This is a genomic window from Actinomycetospora termitidis (genome assembly GCF_030286555.1).
Lineage (GTDB): Bacteria > Actinomycetota > Actinomycetes > Mycobacteriales > Pseudonocardiaceae > Actinomycetospora > Actinomycetospora termitidis.
This window is the reverse complement of sequence record NZ_JASVWF010000005.1, coordinates 138,315-152,157: the sequence shown is the minus strand read 5'-3', so window position 1 is coordinate 152,157 and position 13,843 is coordinate 138,315. Positions and strand designations below refer to the sequence as shown.

At 74.1% G+C, this 13,843-nt stretch carries 13 protein-coding genes; 7 read left to right on the top strand and 6 right to left on the bottom strand.

What is annotated here, in order from left to right:
• Positions 1-267 precede the first annotated feature (267 nt).
• The gene (locus tag QRT03_RS21475) at positions 268-1,173 is read right to left on the bottom strand and encodes a LysR family transcriptional regulator (protein ID WP_286055092.1); all 906 of its coding nucleotides are present in this window, start codon (positions 1,171-1,173) and stop codon (positions 268-270) included.
• A 120-nt stretch (positions 1,174-1,293) separates the two neighbouring features.
• Here QRT03_RS21475 and QRT03_RS21470 point away from each other — a divergent pair, with 120 nt between their 5' ends.
• Together QRT03_RS21470 and QRT03_RS21465 are read left to right on the top strand one after the other, a co-directional pair.
• Entirely contained in the window at positions 1,294-2,511 is a 1,218-nt protein-coding gene (locus QRT03_RS21470) for an MFS transporter (protein WP_286055091.1), read from the top strand.
• Positions 2,512-2,654: 143 nt separating this feature from the next.
• On the top strand, positions 2,655-3,008 hold the full coding sequence (locus QRT03_RS21465) for a DUF3099 domain-containing protein (protein WP_286055090.1): 354 nt from the start codon (positions 2,655-2,657) through the stop codon (positions 3,006-3,008).
• A gap of 3 nt (positions 3,009-3,011) precedes the next feature.
• Here the strand turns inward: QRT03_RS21465 and QRT03_RS21460 are convergent, their stop codons facing one another.
• The 3 genes from QRT03_RS21460 to QRT03_RS21450 all read right to left on the bottom strand — a co-directional run bounded on the left by QRT03_RS21460 (position 3,012) and on the right by QRT03_RS21450 (position 5,384).
• Positions 3,012-3,944, bottom strand: coding sequence for a hypothetical protein (locus QRT03_RS21460; RefSeq protein WP_286055089.1), 933 nt, complete (start codon positions 3,942-3,944; stop codon positions 3,012-3,014).
• A 154-nt stretch (positions 3,945-4,098) separates the two neighbouring features.
• A complete protein-coding gene (locus QRT03_RS21455; protein ID WP_286055088.1) occupies positions 4,099-4,512 on the bottom strand; it encodes a TIGR03668 family PPOX class F420-dependent oxidoreductase in 414 nt (137 codons plus the stop codon).
• Positions 4,512-5,384 (bottom strand): LLM class F420-dependent oxidoreductase, encoded by an 873-nt coding sequence (locus QRT03_RS21450; protein ID WP_286055087.1) that lies wholly within the window; start codon positions 5,382-5,384, stop codon positions 4,512-4,514. Before QRT03_RS21450 ends, QRT03_RS21455 begins: the two co-directional genes overlap by 1 nt.
• Before the next feature lie 17 nt (positions 5,385-5,401).
• On the opposite strand from QRT03_RS21450, the gene glsA reads away from it, so the two are divergent.
• Genes glsA through QRT03_RS21435 form a run of 3 tightly spaced genes read left to right on the top strand, consistent with a single transcriptional unit; the run spans position 5,402 to position 8,220 of the window.
• On the top strand, positions 5,402-6,517 hold the full coding sequence (glsA, locus tag QRT03_RS21445) for a glutaminase A (protein ID WP_286055405.1): 1,116 nt from the start codon (positions 5,402-5,404) through the stop codon (positions 6,515-6,517).
• A 31-nt stretch (positions 6,518-6,548) separates the two neighbouring features.
• Positions 6,549-7,310: an SDR family NAD(P)-dependent oxidoreductase gene (locus tag QRT03_RS21440; protein ID WP_286055086.1), complete on the top strand. Its 762-nt coding sequence runs from the start codon at positions 6,549-6,551 to the stop codon at positions 7,308-7,310.
• Between the two features lie 10 nt (positions 7,311-7,320).
• Complete coding sequence (locus tag QRT03_RS21435) at positions 7,321-8,220, top strand: alpha/beta hydrolase (protein WP_286055085.1); 900 nt, start codon at positions 7,321-7,323, stop codon at positions 8,218-8,220.
• Here QRT03_RS21435 and QRT03_RS21430 read toward each other — a convergent pair.
• Positions 8,213-9,007 (bottom strand): helical backbone metal receptor, encoded by a 795-nt coding sequence (locus tag QRT03_RS21430; RefSeq protein WP_286055084.1) that lies wholly within the window; start codon positions 9,005-9,007, stop codon positions 8,213-8,215. The two genes, QRT03_RS21435 and QRT03_RS21430, sit on opposite strands and share 8 nt — an antisense overlap.
• Before the next feature lie 83 nt (positions 9,008-9,090).
• Between QRT03_RS21430 and QRT03_RS21425 the strand changes: the two genes are divergently transcribed.
• Positions 9,091-10,452, top strand: coding sequence for a wax ester/triacylglycerol synthase domain-containing protein (locus QRT03_RS21425; RefSeq protein ID WP_286055083.1), 1,362 nt, complete (start codon positions 9,091-9,093; stop codon positions 10,450-10,452).
• Here QRT03_RS21425 and QRT03_RS21420 read toward each other — a convergent pair.
• Entirely contained in the window at positions 10,439-11,254 is an 816-nt protein-coding gene (locus tag QRT03_RS21420; protein ID WP_286055082.1) for a mycofactocin-coupled SDR family oxidoreductase, read from the bottom strand. The genes QRT03_RS21425 and QRT03_RS21420 overlap by 14 nt on opposite strands.
• 93 nt (positions 11,255-11,347) lie before the next feature.
• Here QRT03_RS21420 and QRT03_RS21415 point away from each other — a divergent pair, with 93 nt between their 5' ends.
• A complete protein-coding gene (locus tag QRT03_RS21415) occupies positions 11,348-13,105 on the top strand; it encodes a flavin-containing monooxygenase (RefSeq protein WP_286055081.1) in 1,758 nt (585 codons plus the stop codon).
• The last annotated feature ends 738 nt before the right edge of the window (positions 13,106-13,843 follow it).

Here is a 13,843-nt window from a genome sequence, read left to right as displayed (position 1 = left end):
ACGCGTCGCCGCGGCGCGTCCGGGTCGGTGTCGGTGTCGGGGTGTTCGGTGTCGGCGGACCATGATCGGGACTTCGGGGGCGAGTCGCATCAGATCTTGCGCGTGTCGCTCCCGAACTGCTGATCATGGTCGCGGTCCGGCCGTGCGGGACGCGAGCACGGGGCGACCGGCCCCGCGGACCTCCGGCGAGTGCGACGTGGCGCAGGTGGACGGGTCCCGGAACATGCGCGGTGTCGCACTCGCCGCGTGGGTCGGACTCGTCGTCACTCACCCCAGGTGCGCGGCGACGTGCGGGGGCATGAGGACCGCCCGGCGGGCGAGCAGGGCGACGAAGCGTGAGGTGAGCGCGTCGGGATCCGGGCCGGTGGTCGCGGCGAGCTCGCGGGTGATCGCGGGGACCGGCCGGGCGATACGCCCCGCGAACGACGCCGGGACGATGCCCGCCGGGACGAGGGCCGGCCCGAGCCCGGCGTCGACCAGCAGCGGGGCCATCGCGGTCTGTTCGGTGCGGACCGCGGCGCGGGGGCGGAACCCGGCGTCGCGTGCGGCCCGGTCCAGCTCCTCGGCGAGCCCGTGGCTCGGTGCGTACTGCACCCACGCCACGTCCGCGAGCCGCTCCAGCGCGATCTCGTGCCCCCGGACGTCGACCGGCCCCTCCGGCGGCAGCAGCACCACGAGCTCCTCCGCCCCGAGCACGCGGACCCGACCGCGCCACCCGGGCGGGTTCGGCCCGACGGCGACGTCGGCCTGCCCGGACGCCATCGCCGTCGTCATCGCGTCCGTGGTGCGGTGCTCCAGCAGCCGCACCGTCACGTCCGGATGTTCCGCGCGCCAGGCCGTGAGGACGGGCGGGAGGACGCCGAGCCCGGTCGAGTAGACGGTCGCGATCCGCAGCTCCCCGGCGCCCGTCCCGACGACGGCCCGGGCCGCGCTCGTGCCCCGCGCGGCGGCGTCGACGGCGGCGCGGGCGTGCGGGAGCAGCGCCCGTCCCGTGGGGGTCAGCGTCACCGACCGCGGCAATCGGCTGAACAGCGACGCACCCAGATCGGCCTCGAGCGCGGCGATCTGCTGCGACAGCCCGGGCTGCGAGACACCCAGGACCCCGGCCGCCCGTGTGAACGAGCCCTCGTCGACGACCGTGAGGAAGGACTCCAGCTGTCGCAGCGTCGGCACGTGACCAGGATAGACAAGCTCAGCTTATGCAGAGTCGTGCGTTGGTTCTTCGACTTATGGCGAGAACGCTCCAACCCTGGTCGGCGTCGTTGCTGGATCGATCCCGTTGGAGAAGCCGCCGTGATCCGTCGTCCTTCCGCAGGGCTCGCGCTGTTCGCCCTCGCCGTCGGCACCTTCGGCATCGGGACCACCGAGTTCGTGATCATGGGCCTGCTGCCCGAGGTGGCCGCCGGGCTCGGGGTGTCCGTGTCCGAGGCCGGCCACCTGATCTCCGCCTACGCCCTCGGCGTCGTCGTGGGCGCCCCGCTGCTCGCCGGCGCGGGCGTGAAGTTCTCCCGACGGCAGGTGCTGACGGCCCTCATGGGCACGTTCGCCGTCGGGAACCTGTTGTCCGCGATCGCGCCCGAGATGGGTTCGCTGCTGGTCATCCGGTTCCTCACCGGTCTGCCGCACGGGGCGTTCTTCGGGGCCGCCTCGGTCGCCGCCGCCACGATGGTCGCGCGAGACCGCCGGGCCACGGCCGTCGCACGGGTGTTTCTCGGCCTGACGATCGCCAACGTGGCCGGGGTGCCGCTGGGCACCCTGCTCGGCCAGGCGCTGGGGTGGCGGGCGACGTTCGCCGCTGTCGGTGTCATCGGCGTGCTCGCCGTCGCCGCGGTGTGGGCGTTCGTGCCCGAGGCCGCGCCGAGCGGCGGCGGCCGTGCCGCGCTGCGGACCGAGGTCGTCGCGCTGCGCCACCCGCAGGTGCTGCTCTCGCTCGGCGCCGTCGTGTTCGGCTTCGGCGCGATGTTCGCCTGCTACTCGTACGTGACGCCGATGCTCACCGAGGTCGGCGGGTTCTCGCCGGCGACCGTGACGCTGCTGCTGGCCGTCGTCGGGCTCGGGATGACCGCCGGGTCGGTGGTCGGCGGGCGCCTGGCCGACCGGGCGCCGCTCAAGACGCTGTGCGGGTGCCTCGTGGCGCTGGCGGTCGTGCTCGTGACCTTCCCGATGACGGTCGGGACCCCGTGGCTCGCCGTCGCGTCCCTGTTCGGGGCCGGGATGTTCTCGCTGGCCCTCGGCCCGGCCATCCAGACCCGCATCATGGACATCGTCGGGGAGGCCCCGACCATGGCCTCGGCCGCCATCCAGTCCGCGTCCAACGTCGCGAACTCCCTGGGCGCCTGGCTCGGCGGGATCGTCATCGCGGCGGGCTACGGGCTGCTGGCGCCGGCGTTCGTCGGGGCCGTGCTCGCCGTCGCCGGGCTCGCGGTGCTGCTGGTCAGCGGGGGCCTGCAGGTCCACGCCCGCCGGGAGCGGGTGCGCGCCGAGGTCGCCGAGACGCTCGTGGCGGCATGACCGACACCACGTCGTCGCCCGCTCGCCCGCGGATGGGGCCGTGACCGCGCGGTGTTGATTCCGATGCCGCTCCGACACCGTCCCTCGAGAGGGGGCGCGAGGCGGCTGGAACCGGGCAACGGCGCCCGGGGAGGAGCACGACTGTGCGACACCAGGACACCCCTGTCCTCATCACCGGTGCTGCGGTCTCCTTCGAGGAGGAGTTCGCCGCCCGCCGCAAGCGCTACTCACTGATCATGGCCCTGCGCATCCCGTGCCTCGTGCTCGCCGGCGTGTTCGGCATCGCCCTCGGGTGGACCTGGGTGGCGGTGGCCCTCATCGTCGCGTCGGTCCCGCTGCCGTGGATCGCGGTGCTCATCGCCAACGACGCACCGCCACGCAAGGCCGAGAAGCCGTCCCGCTACCGGCCCGACGACCCGCAGCTCGGCTCGACCACCCGCGCGCTCGGACCGGCGACCCACGAGGTCGTCGACATGCCGGACGACCGCGTGGCCTGACGGTCACCCGGACGAGCCGCGGTCACCGTCGTCGCGGGGACGGTCCTCCTGCGGGCGGTCCTCTCCCCGCCCGCTCGTGGGCCGCGGATCGCGCTCGGGGCCCGCCGACGGCTCCGACGGCTTCGAGGGCTCCGACGGCTTCGAAGTCTTCGACGGCTTCGACGGCTTCGACGGCTTCGTCGGCCGCGGCGTCCTCGACGGCTTCGGAGCCGCCGAGGTCGGTCGGGTGGTCGGGGTACGGGTCGGCTCCGGCGCCGAGGTACCCGTCGGTGAGGTGGTCGGTGGAGTCGTCGGCGTTCCCGTCGGCCGCGGGCCCGGCACGGACGGGAGCCCCGGCACGTCCGGCCCGTGGGGGAGGGTCGGCAACCTCGGGGAGTGGGGCAGGAGCGGACCCGGCAGATGCGGGAGCGACGGCACCGGCAGAACGGGGAGCGACGGCACCGGACGGTCAGGCCACGAGATCGTCTCGGGGGCCAGCGCCGACCGGTCCACCCAGGGCACGAGCCGGTCCACGTCGACGGCGTGATCGGAGGTCGTCCGCACGGTGCGGACGACCGGGGTGGCGACCACCATGCGGGCGGGCGACTCGACGGGGGCGAGGACCACCGGCACGACGGGCCCCGGCGCCGCCGGTACCGGGCGAGCGGCGGCCCCGGCATCGGGCACGACCGGTCGCGGGGACGCCCCGACGGTCGGGAGGACCCGCGGCCCCTCGGGTGCCTGCGGGAATGCGCCCGTGCCGGCGATCGTCGTCACGGCCCAGGCGGTGCCGCCCACGGCCACGGCCGCCACGGCGGCCTGGACGAGGGGGAGACGGACGGGAGGCGCGGGAGCTCGGTGCGAGCCCCCGGGTCCCCGACGCCGCACGAGGACGACGGCCGCAGCGAGAGCGAGGAGCCCGAGCACACCGAGGGTGACCAGGGCGGCGGCGCTCATCACTCCATCGTGCAGACATCCGCGGTTCTGGCACTCCACATGCCCGATCACCCACGAAGAGATGCCCTGTGTCGGCGTCGCGTGCTCGTCCGAGGGATGATCGCCCGCACGGACGGAGCAGTCGGGGACCCCGCAGTCGCGCGGGGTGAGTCCGTCAGGACGCGGACCACCCGGACCACCGGGTGGCCGTCACCTCGATCACCGGGCCCTCGGGCGGGTCCGCCGCGTGCTGCGGGTAGCGCGCGGCGAGCGCGACACGGGCCTCGTCGAGGATGTCCGTCCGGATGGTCGCCGTCCCGTCGACCCGCACCCACCACAGCGCCGACCAGTCGTCGGAGTACTCGTCGACCAGCAGGGACACCGCGGGGTTCGCCTCGATGTTGCGCAGCCGCTTCAGGTCGCGGCTGCGCTTCGGCTTCTGGTCGACGGCGATCAGCACCCGGTCGTCCACCGCCGCGAAGACGACCGGGACGAGGTGCGGCCGTCCGGCGGCGGAGACCGTCCCGAGCCGGGCGACGCGCGCCGTCGCGAACCGGCGGCGCGCGTCGTCCGGATCGAGGGTCGGCATCAGCGCGACACGAGGGGGGCGAGCTCGTCGAGCTCCTTGAGAACGGTGTCGCGGTCGGAGCTCGAGACGCCGTAGATCGCGCGGTCGAGCCCGGCCCGGCGGTAGGCGTCCGCGGCCTCGTCGGAGGTCTCCGCGCCGAACAGCGACATCGGGATCCGGCCCCGGCCGGCGTCGGCGGCCCGCTGCTGCAGCTTCTCGGCGCGGTCGATGAACTCCTCGACGTTGTCCGGCCCGACGCGCTGCGGGAGCCACTCGTCGCCGAACTCCAGGATGCGGTCCTCGACGGTCGGCCCCATGCCACCGACGATGACCGGCGGGTGCGGCTGCGTCACGGGCTTCGGCCAGGCCCAGGACCGCTCGAACTGCACGAACTCGCCGTCGAACTCCGCCTCCTCCTGCGTCCACAGCGCCTTCATCGCCTCGACCTGCTCGCCGAGGCGGCGCATGCGGGTCTTCGGGTTCGTGCCGTGGTCCGCCATCTCCTCGCGGTTCCAGCCGCCGCCGATGCCGAACAGGAAGCGGCCGCCGGAGAGCCGGTCGAGCGAGGCGACCTCCTTGGCGGTGTGGATCGGGTCGCGCTGGATCAGCAGGCAGATGCCGGTGGCGACCTTCAGCGTCGTCGTCGCGGCCGCCGCCCAGGAGAGCGCGACGAACGGGTCGTAGGTGTGGACGTACATCCGCGGCAGGTCGCCGCCGCCCGGGTAGGGCGACTCACGCGAGACCGGGATGTGCGAGTGCTCGGGGAACCACAGCGAGTCGAAGCCGCGGTCCTCGACCTCCTTGGCCAGCGTGGCCGGGTCGATGGCGTAGTCCGTCGGGAACATCATGATGCCGTGCTGCACGTCCCGGGGGTTCCCCGCAGTGCCGATCACCCATGCGGCACGTCATCATGCGCGTCGTGTCGTGGGAAGAGACGCTCACCGAGCAGGAGAAGCGGCGTGCCCGGGAGCAGCTCGAGCAGCTGCTGGAACGCCAGGCTCGCCTGGGTCACTCCGACGTCGTGACCTACTACCCGCCGGAGGCGATCGCCCAGCGGGACCTGTTCGCCCTGGCGGGCACCCACGTCGACGGCACGCAGTGGGCGGTGGGCGACTGCGACCACCGGTTCCCGCTGCAGTCGATCTCCAAGGTGTTCACCTACGCGCTCGCGCTGGAGGACAACGGACGCGAGGCGACGCTGACCCGGGTCGGGGTCGAGCCCAGCGGCGACCCCTTCAACGCCCTGGAGTTCGACGAGACCAACCGCCGGCCGCACAACCCGATGGTCAACGCCGGCGCCCTCGTCGCCGCGGACATCCTCGGGGGTGCCGACGTCGACGAGAAGGTCGCCCGCCTGCTCGAGCGGATGCGGATCTACGCGGGCAACCCCGAGCTCGAGGTCGACCAGGAACTGCTGGACGCGATGCTCGCCGACGCCGACCGCAACCTCGGCATCAGCTACTACATGCGCTCCCTCGGCATGCTCGTCGGCGAGGTCGAGGACATCCTGCGGGTCTACCTGTCGGCCTGCTCGGTGCACGTCACCGCGGCGGAACTCTCCGAGATGGGGGCGACGCTGGCCAACGGCGGGGAGAACCCGCGGACCGGCGAGCGGGCCATGGCGCGCACCTACGTCCGTGACGTGATCGGCGTGATGTTCACCTGCGGCATGTACGACGCCGCCGGCCAGTGGGCCAACGACGTCGGCATCCCGGCGAAGAGCGGTGTCTCCGGCGGGATCATGGCGGCGATCCCGAACCAGGTCGGGCTCTCGGTGTTCTCGCCCGGGCTCGACCAGCACGGCAACTCGGTGCGGGGGATCAACGTCTTCCGCGAGCTCTCCGACCGCTTCGGGCTGCACATCTTCGCGGATCCGGCGGAGACCCAGCTCGGGCGCCTCGGCGGCCGCGTGTGGCCGGAGCCCGAACCCGAGCCGGAACCGGGCGCCCTGGATCCCGAGCCGCGGGACGATCTTCCCGACGACGGGGTCGTCCCGGTCGCGATCGAGGGCGCGGCCACGGTGTAGCCCGCGCCCGGGACTGGATACGGTGCCCCGCGTGGGCATCCTCGATCGTTTCCGTCTCGACGACCGCGTCGCCGTGGTGACCGGCGCCTCCTCCGGACTCGGGGCGGTGTTCGCCCGGACCCTCGCGGAGGCCGGCGCCGACGTCGTGCTCGGCGCGCGGCGCGTCGAGAAGCTCGACGAGACCCGGGCCGCCGTCGAGAAGGCCGGTCGCCGGGCGCTCGCCGTGCGCACCGACGTGGCCTCCCCGGAGGACTGCACGGCGCTGATCGACGCCGCGACGAGCGAGTTCGGGCGGGTCGACGTCCTGGTCAACAACGCCGGCGTCGGCACTGCGGTGCCGGCGACGAAGGAGACCCCGGAGCAGTTCCGCGAGGTGATCGACGTCAACCTCAACGGCTGCTACTGGATGGCCCAGGCCGCGGCGAGGGTGATGGGCGAGGGCAGCTCGATCGTCAACGTCTCCTCCGTCCTCGGGCTCACGACGGCGGGTCTGCCGCAGGCGGCGTACTCCGCGTCCAAGGCCGGCCTGATCGGGCTCACGCGCGACCTCGCGCAGCAGTGGACGCCGCGCAAGGGCATCCGCGTGAACGCGCTGGCCCCGGGCTTCTTCACCTCGGAGATGACCGACAGCTACCAGGACGGCTACCTCGAGTCCCAGCTCCCGCGGGTGCTCGCGCGCCGGATCGGCGACCCCGAGGAGCTCGCCGCGGCCCTGATCTTCCTGGTGTCCGACGCCGGGTCCTACGTCACCGGCATCACGCTGCCCGTGGAGGGCGGCCTGCTCACGAGCTGAGGAGCCCCCGATGGCCTGGGACCCGGAGCTGGCGGCAGCGCTGCCGGCGCTGCCCGACCTGCACATCGCCGATCTCGGGGCGGCGCGCGAGCGGATGCGGGAGCTCGCGGCCCGCGCGCCGGAGCCGCCGCCGGGCGCCGTGGAGGAGGAGACGGTCCCCGGTCCCGACGGCGGGTCGGTGCGGGTGCTGGTCGCGCGGCCGCCCGGGACCGGGCCGGCGCCGGGCGTGCTGCTCCTGCACGGCGGCGGCTTCGTCATGGGCGCTGCCGACATGTCCGCCGCCCAGGCCGCGACGCTCGCCACGGAACTCGGCGCGGTCGTCGTCGTCCCGGACTACCGGCTCGCCCCGGAACACCCTTATCCGGCCGCCCTGGACGACTGCGCAGCCGCCCTGGCCTGGCTCGCCGGCCGCCCGGACGTCGACCCCGCGCGCGTGGCCCTCTACGGGATGAGCGCCGGCGGGGGACTGGCCGCGGCGCTGACGCTGCTCGGCCGCGACCGGGGCGGGCCGGCGGTGTGCTTCCAGGTGCTCGACGCCCCCGAGGTCGACGACCGGCTAAGCACCCCGTCGATGCGGGCCTTCGTCGACACCCCGCTCTGGAGCCGCCCGGACGCCGAGCTGAGCTGGCGGCACTACCTCTCCGGCCTGGACGGGGACGTGCCGGTGTACGCCGCTCCCGCCCGCGCCACCGACCTCGCCGGCCTGCCACCAGCCCACGTCGCGGTCTACGAGAACGACCCGCTGCGCGACGAGGGCCTCGCCTACGCCACGGCACTGCTGACGGCCGGGGTGAGCGTCGAGCTGCACCTGTTCCCGGGCACGTTCCACCGCTCGGCGATCCTCGCGGCGGAGGTGTCGCGGCGGCAGGCCGCCGAGACGGTGGCGGCGCTGCGCCGGGCGTTCAGCTGACGGGCAGCCGCAGTGCCCCGGGCAGCGTCGTCGCGGCCTCGAGCAGGCTCGGCCCGTACCAGGTGAGCAGACGCCCGCTGACCAGGGCGGACGGTGCGTCGAACGCCTCGGGGCCGTCGTCCGCGGTGAACCGGTAGGGCTCGTCGGGCAGGACGACGAGGTCGTGCGGCGGGAGGTCCGCCGGGTCGAAGCGGGGGTAGCGCTCGGCCTTCGGGCCGCCGTCGGCGAGGACGTTGTCGACTCCGAGCCGGTCGAGCACCGCCCCCGCGAAGGTGTCGCACCCGACCGCCATCCACGGCTTGCGCCAGATCGGGACCAGAGCCGTCCGGCGCTCGTCGTCGGGAACCCGCCCGATCTCCGACCACGCCTTCTCGGCGCCCTCGAGCCACGCCGGGCGTTCCAGCCCGCAGGCCGCGAGCATGCCGTCGAGGCTGGTGAACGCGCCGTCGACGGTGCGGACGTCGGTGACGTAGACGGCGAGCCCGGCCTCGCGGAGCGCCGCGATGTGCTCGGGCTTGTTCTCCTCGTCGTTCGCGACGACGAGGTCGGGCCCGAGCGCGACGATCGCGTCGAGGTCCGGGTTCTTCGTGCCGCGGACGCGCGCCGGGGGAGCGAGGGCGACCTCGTCGAGGTCGACCGGGTGGGTGCACCAGTCGGTCACCCCCACGAGCAGCGCCGGCTCGGTGACCCCGATGGCCTCGGTGAGCGAGGGGACGAGGCTGACCACGCGGCGGACCTTGTCCGGCACCTCGACCGTGGTGCCCTGGTCGTCGACGGAGCTGCTCATGGTCTCCAGTGTGCCGGGTGCGGACGGCGGGCGGACCGTCACCCGGTACCGTGCGTACCTCACACCTCGGAGGGGGGCGCGCGATGGACCGGTGGGCGTCCGGGATCGACACGGCGTGGCTGCAGCTCGAGCAGGAGACCAACCGGATGGTGGTCCACGGCGTGCTGTTCTGCGACGGGCCGCTCGACCTCGACGTGCTGCGGACCCGCGTGCGGGAGCGCTGGGTCGACGTCTACCCGGGGTTCCGTCAGCGCCCGACGTGGCCGACCGGGCCGCTCGGGCCCGCGCGTTGGGTCGACGCCCCGCCCGACCTCTCGGTGCACGTGACGACGATGGCCCTCTCCGCACCCGGGGACGATCGGGCCCTGGCCCGACGGGTCGGCGAGCTGATGTCCTCGCCGCTGCCGACCGACCGGCCGTGGTGGCGGATCGAGGCCATCTCCGGCTACGACGGGACCGCGGTGCACGTCGCGATCCACCACGGTCTCGCCGACGGTGTGGCGCTCAACCACCTGTTCCACGCCCTCGCCGACCCGGTGTCCGATCCGCGCACTCCGGCGGCCTACGTCGAGCCGCCCCGGGAGGCCCGGCCGGTGCACGACGTCCGGCTCTTCCGCCGCGAGGTGCGGGACCGGGCGTCGTCGCTGTGGGCCACGGTGAAGCGCTCGGGGACGCCCGAGGGCCTCGCGGAGCTCGGCGCGACCGGGCGGGCCGTGCGGCACTCGGCGTCCCTGCTCGCCAGCCCGCCGCGGGAGAAGCCGTCCCCGTTGCAGGGCCGACCCGGCGTCGCGAAGGCCGCGCGCTGGACCTCCGCGGTGCCGCTCGACGACGTCCGGGCCGCCGGGAAGGCGTCCGGCGGCAGCGTCAACGACGTGCTGTGCGGGGCGATCGCCGGGGCGCTGCGTGCGTTCCTCGGCGGGTCCTCCGACGTGCCCCGCCTGCGCGCGGTCATGCCGACGAACCTGCGTCCGCTGGACCGTCCGATCTCGGCCGAGCTCGGCAACGAGTTCGGGCTCGTCCTGCCGCCGTTGCCGACCGACGAGCCCGACCGCGCGCGGCGCGTCGAGCGGATGCACCGGTCGATGGCGACGATCAAGCGCACCAACCAGGCCCTCGCGAGCTTCACCGGGATCGCGGCGGCCGGACTCGGGACGCCGGCGCACACGCAGCAGCTGGTCGCCCGCTACGCCCGGGCCGGGTCACTGATCATCTCGAACGTGCCGGGGCCCCTGGAGGAGCTCTCGCTGGGGTCGGTCCGTGTCCGCGACCTGATGTTCTGGGTGCCCTGCTCCGCCCGCCTGGGACTCGGCGTCTCGGTGCTGTCCTACGCGGGCCGCGTCCGGCTCGGGGTCGACGCCGACCTCGGCCTCATCGGGGGCGAGGAGGGCGTCGACCGCTTCACCGCGGCGCTCGACGCGGAGCTGGCGGCGCTCAGAACTCGGTGACGCCCGCGTCCGGGGCCAGTTCGTGGGCGGTGATGTAGCGGGACTCGTCGGAGGCCAGGAACAGCACGGTCTGCGCGACGTCCTCGGGCATCGTGACGTCGACCGGGAGCAGGTTGGTGAACATCGCGGCCGGCCGCGGGTTCTCCGCCATCGCCTCGCCCAGCGCGGACTGCATCGCCTCGCCGGTCATGCCGGTCGCCACGCCCGTGGGGTGCACGCTGTTGACGCGGATCGAGTGCCGGGCGAGCTCGGCGGCGAACGCCTTCGCCATCCCGCGCACCGCCCACTTGCTCGCGGTGTAGGGGACCATGTACGGCTGCACCTTCATCCCCGCCGCCGAGCTGATGACGATCACCGAGCCGCCGCCGGCCGCCACGAGATGCGGTGCTCCGACCATGATCGTGTTCCACGTCCCCGTGACGTTGACGTCGAGGGTGTCGCGGAAGATCTCCGGCGTCACCCGGTGCCAGGTCCGCGGGATGCAGATGCCGGCGTTCGCCACGACGACGTCGAGCCGGCCCAGCGTGGCGACCCCCTCGTCGACCGCGGCACGCAGCGCGTCGAGGTCCCGGATGTCCACCTGCGCGGCCACCGCGCGGCGCCCGGTCTTCTCCACCAGCGCCACGGTCTCGTCGAGATCGGACGGCGTGGCCGACGCGTAGTCCACCCCCGGCAGGGGTCCGCAGACGTCGACGACGACGACGTCCGCGCCCTCCTCGGCGAGCCGCACCGCGTCGGCCCGTCCCTGCCCGCGTGCCGCGCCCGTCACCAGCGCGACCTTGCCCGCTACCCGTCCGGCCATGTCCGACTCCTCGAGAGTGTCCGATCCCGCAATTGATGGCGGTTGCTGCCATCAAAGATACCGTGGGAGTCGAGTCCATCAGAGGGAGCAGTCGTGACGGTGCAGCAGGAGCAGGCGATCGACCTCGAGGCCCTGCGTGCCCGCTACCGGGCCGAGCGGGACCGCCGCCTGCGGCCGGACGGGAACGACCAGTACGCCCCGCTCGCCGCGGACCGCGGTGCCGGCGACCCGTGGGTGCGCGGCGACGACGACCGGGCGCCGGTATCCGACGCGGTCGACGCCCTCGTCGTGGGCGGCGGGTTCGGCGGGTTGGTCGCCGCGGCCCGGTTCCGCGACGCGGGCCTGGAGCGCATCCGCGTCGTCGACGCGGCGGGCGACCTCGGCGGCACCTGGTACTGGAACCGCTACCCGGGCGTGGCCTGCGACGTGGAGTCCTACATCTACCTGCCGTTGCTCGAGGAGGTCGGCGTGATGCCGACCCGCAAGTACGCTCCCGGCGAGGAGATCCGCCGGCACGCGCAGGCCATCGGACGGCGCTTCGACCTGTACCGCGACGCGCTGTTCCGCACCGAGGTCACGAGCCTGGCCTGGGACGACGAGGCGGCCCGCTGGACCGTGCGCACGAACCGCGGCGACGTCGTCTCCGCCCGGTACGTGGTGATCTCCAGCGGACCGTTCAACCGTCCGAAGCTGCCCGGCATCCCGGGCATCGACGACTTCCGCGGCCACACCTTCCACACCAGCCGTTGGGACTACGACCACACCGGCACCGACCTCGAACGGCTCGCCGACCGCCGGGTCGCCGTCATCGGCACCGGAGCCACCGCCATCCAGGTGGTCCCGCACCTCGCGCGCACGGCGGAGCAGCTGCTCGTCGTCCAGCGCACTCCGTCGTCGGTCGACGAGCGCGGCGACCGCGAGACCGACGCCGACTGGTGGGAGTCGCTGGAACCGGGCTGGCAGCGGACGCGGCGGGAGAACTTCCTCGCCCTGGTCGACGGTCGCGCCGCCGCCGACGATCTCGTCGACGACCGCTGGACCGACACCGCTCCCGTCCGCGGACGACGCCGGGCGGGCGAGGGCCGGGAGGACCCGGCCCTCGCCGTGGAGCTCGCCGACGCCGAGAAGATGACCGAGATCCGCGCCCGGGTCGACGAGATCGTGGCCGACCCGGGGACCGCCGACGCGCTCAAGCCCTGGTACCGCCAGATGTGCAAGCGCCCGACGTTCTCCGACGCCTACCTCCAGGCGTTCAACCGGCCGAACGTCACGCTGCTGGACACCCGCGGTGCCGGGGTGGAGCGCCTCACCGCCGACGGGCTCGTCGTCGATGGCGTCGAGCACCCGGTCGACACGATCGTCCTCGCCACCGGCTTCGAGCTCGGGGCCGACCCGGCCACCCGCGCCGGCGTCGACATCCGGGGCCGGGGCGGGTTGCCGCTGGCCGAGTACTGGGCCGACGGACTGCGCACCTTCCACGGCTGGGTCAGCCGCGGGTTCCCCAACCTGTTCCACCTCGGCTCGACCCAGAACGCGGCGTCCCCGAACTTCGCGCACGTCCTGGAGGTCCAGGCCGAGCACGTCGCGGGCGTCGTGGCCGAGGCGCAGCGGCGCGGCGACGTCCTCGTCGAGCCGACCGCCGCCGCGGAGGACCGCTGGGTGGCCACCATCCGCGAGCGTGCCGTGGACATGCAGGACTTCCAGGCCCAGTGCACCCCCGGCTACTACAACTTCGAGGGCCGCCCGCGCCGCCGGTCCGAGCAGTTCGGCGGGGGACCGGTCGAGTTCCACGAGGTCCTGGCCGACTGGCGCGCGCACGGCGACCACGACGAGGTGTTCACGTCCCGATGAGGCCCTTCGTCGGCGTCGGCGGCACGCCCGAGGCGCTCGCGCCCGGGGTCGTCGTCGAGAACCTCCTGCCGCCGAACCCGTTGTGGGCCTCGAACGGCCTCGCGTTCGGCCCCGACGGGCGGCTGTGGATCGCGCAGTTCCTCGGCGGGACCGTCTCCGCGCTGGACCTCGACACGGGCGTCCTCGAGCCCGTGCTCGGTCCGTCCGGGCCGCTGACCGCGCCCGACGACCTCGCCTTCGCCGACGACGGCTCCTGCTTCGTCGTCGACCTCCCGCCCGGCCTGGTCTGGCGCCGCGCGCCCGACGGGACGATGTCGATCGTCGCCGACGGGATCGTCGCGCCGGACGGGATCGCGACCCACCGCAGGCGACTGTTCGTCAACGAGCTCGCGCCGGACGGTCGGCTGCTGGAGATCCTTTCCGACGGCCGGTGGCGCGAGATGGCGCACGGGCTCGCCCTGGGCAACGCGATGGCGGTGGGCCCCGACGGTCGGCTGGTGTACCCGCACCTGATGGGCGGCGAGGTGTGGGCCGTGGAGCTCGACGACGGTCCTCCGGAGCGGCTCCTCGCCGGGCTGGACCGCCCGGTGGCGGTGCGGTTCGACGCGGCCGGCCGGATGCTCGTGCTGTCGAACGCCGACGGGTCGGTGCTCGTCGACGGTGACCAGGTCGTGGAGACCGGCGTGACCGGTGCGGACAACCTCGCCGTCGGCCCGGACGGCACCTGGTACGTGACGG

Excerpts from the sequence above, each read along its gene's own strand:
- glsA (WP_286055405.1), top strand. The coding sequence starts at position 5,402 with ATGCGCGTCGTGTCGTGGGAAGAGACGCTCACCGAGCAGGAGAAGCGG.
- QRT03_RS21425 (WP_286055083.1), top strand. The coding sequence starts at position 9,091 with ATGGACCGGTGGGCGTCCGGGATCGACACGGCGTGGCTGCAGCTCGAG.
- QRT03_RS21435 (WP_286055085.1), top strand. The coding sequence starts at position 7,321 with ATGGCCTGGGACCCGGAGCTGGCGGCAGCGCTGCCGGCGCTGCCCGAC.
- QRT03_RS21455 (WP_286055088.1), bottom strand. The coding sequence starts at position 4,512 with ATGCCGACCCTCGATCCGGACGACGCGCGCCGCCGGTTCGCGACGGCG.
- QRT03_RS21430 (WP_286055084.1), bottom strand. The coding sequence starts at position 9,007 with ATGAGCAGCTCCGTCGACGACCAGGGCACCACGGTCGAGGTGCCGGAC.
- QRT03_RS21460 (WP_286055089.1), bottom strand. The coding sequence starts at position 3,944 with ATGAGCGCCGCCGCCCTGGTCACCCTCGGTGTGCTCGGGCTCCTCGCT.
- QRT03_RS21420 (WP_286055082.1), bottom strand. The coding sequence starts at position 11,254 with ATGGCCGGACGGGTAGCGGGCAAGGTCGCGCTGGTGACGGGCGCGGCA.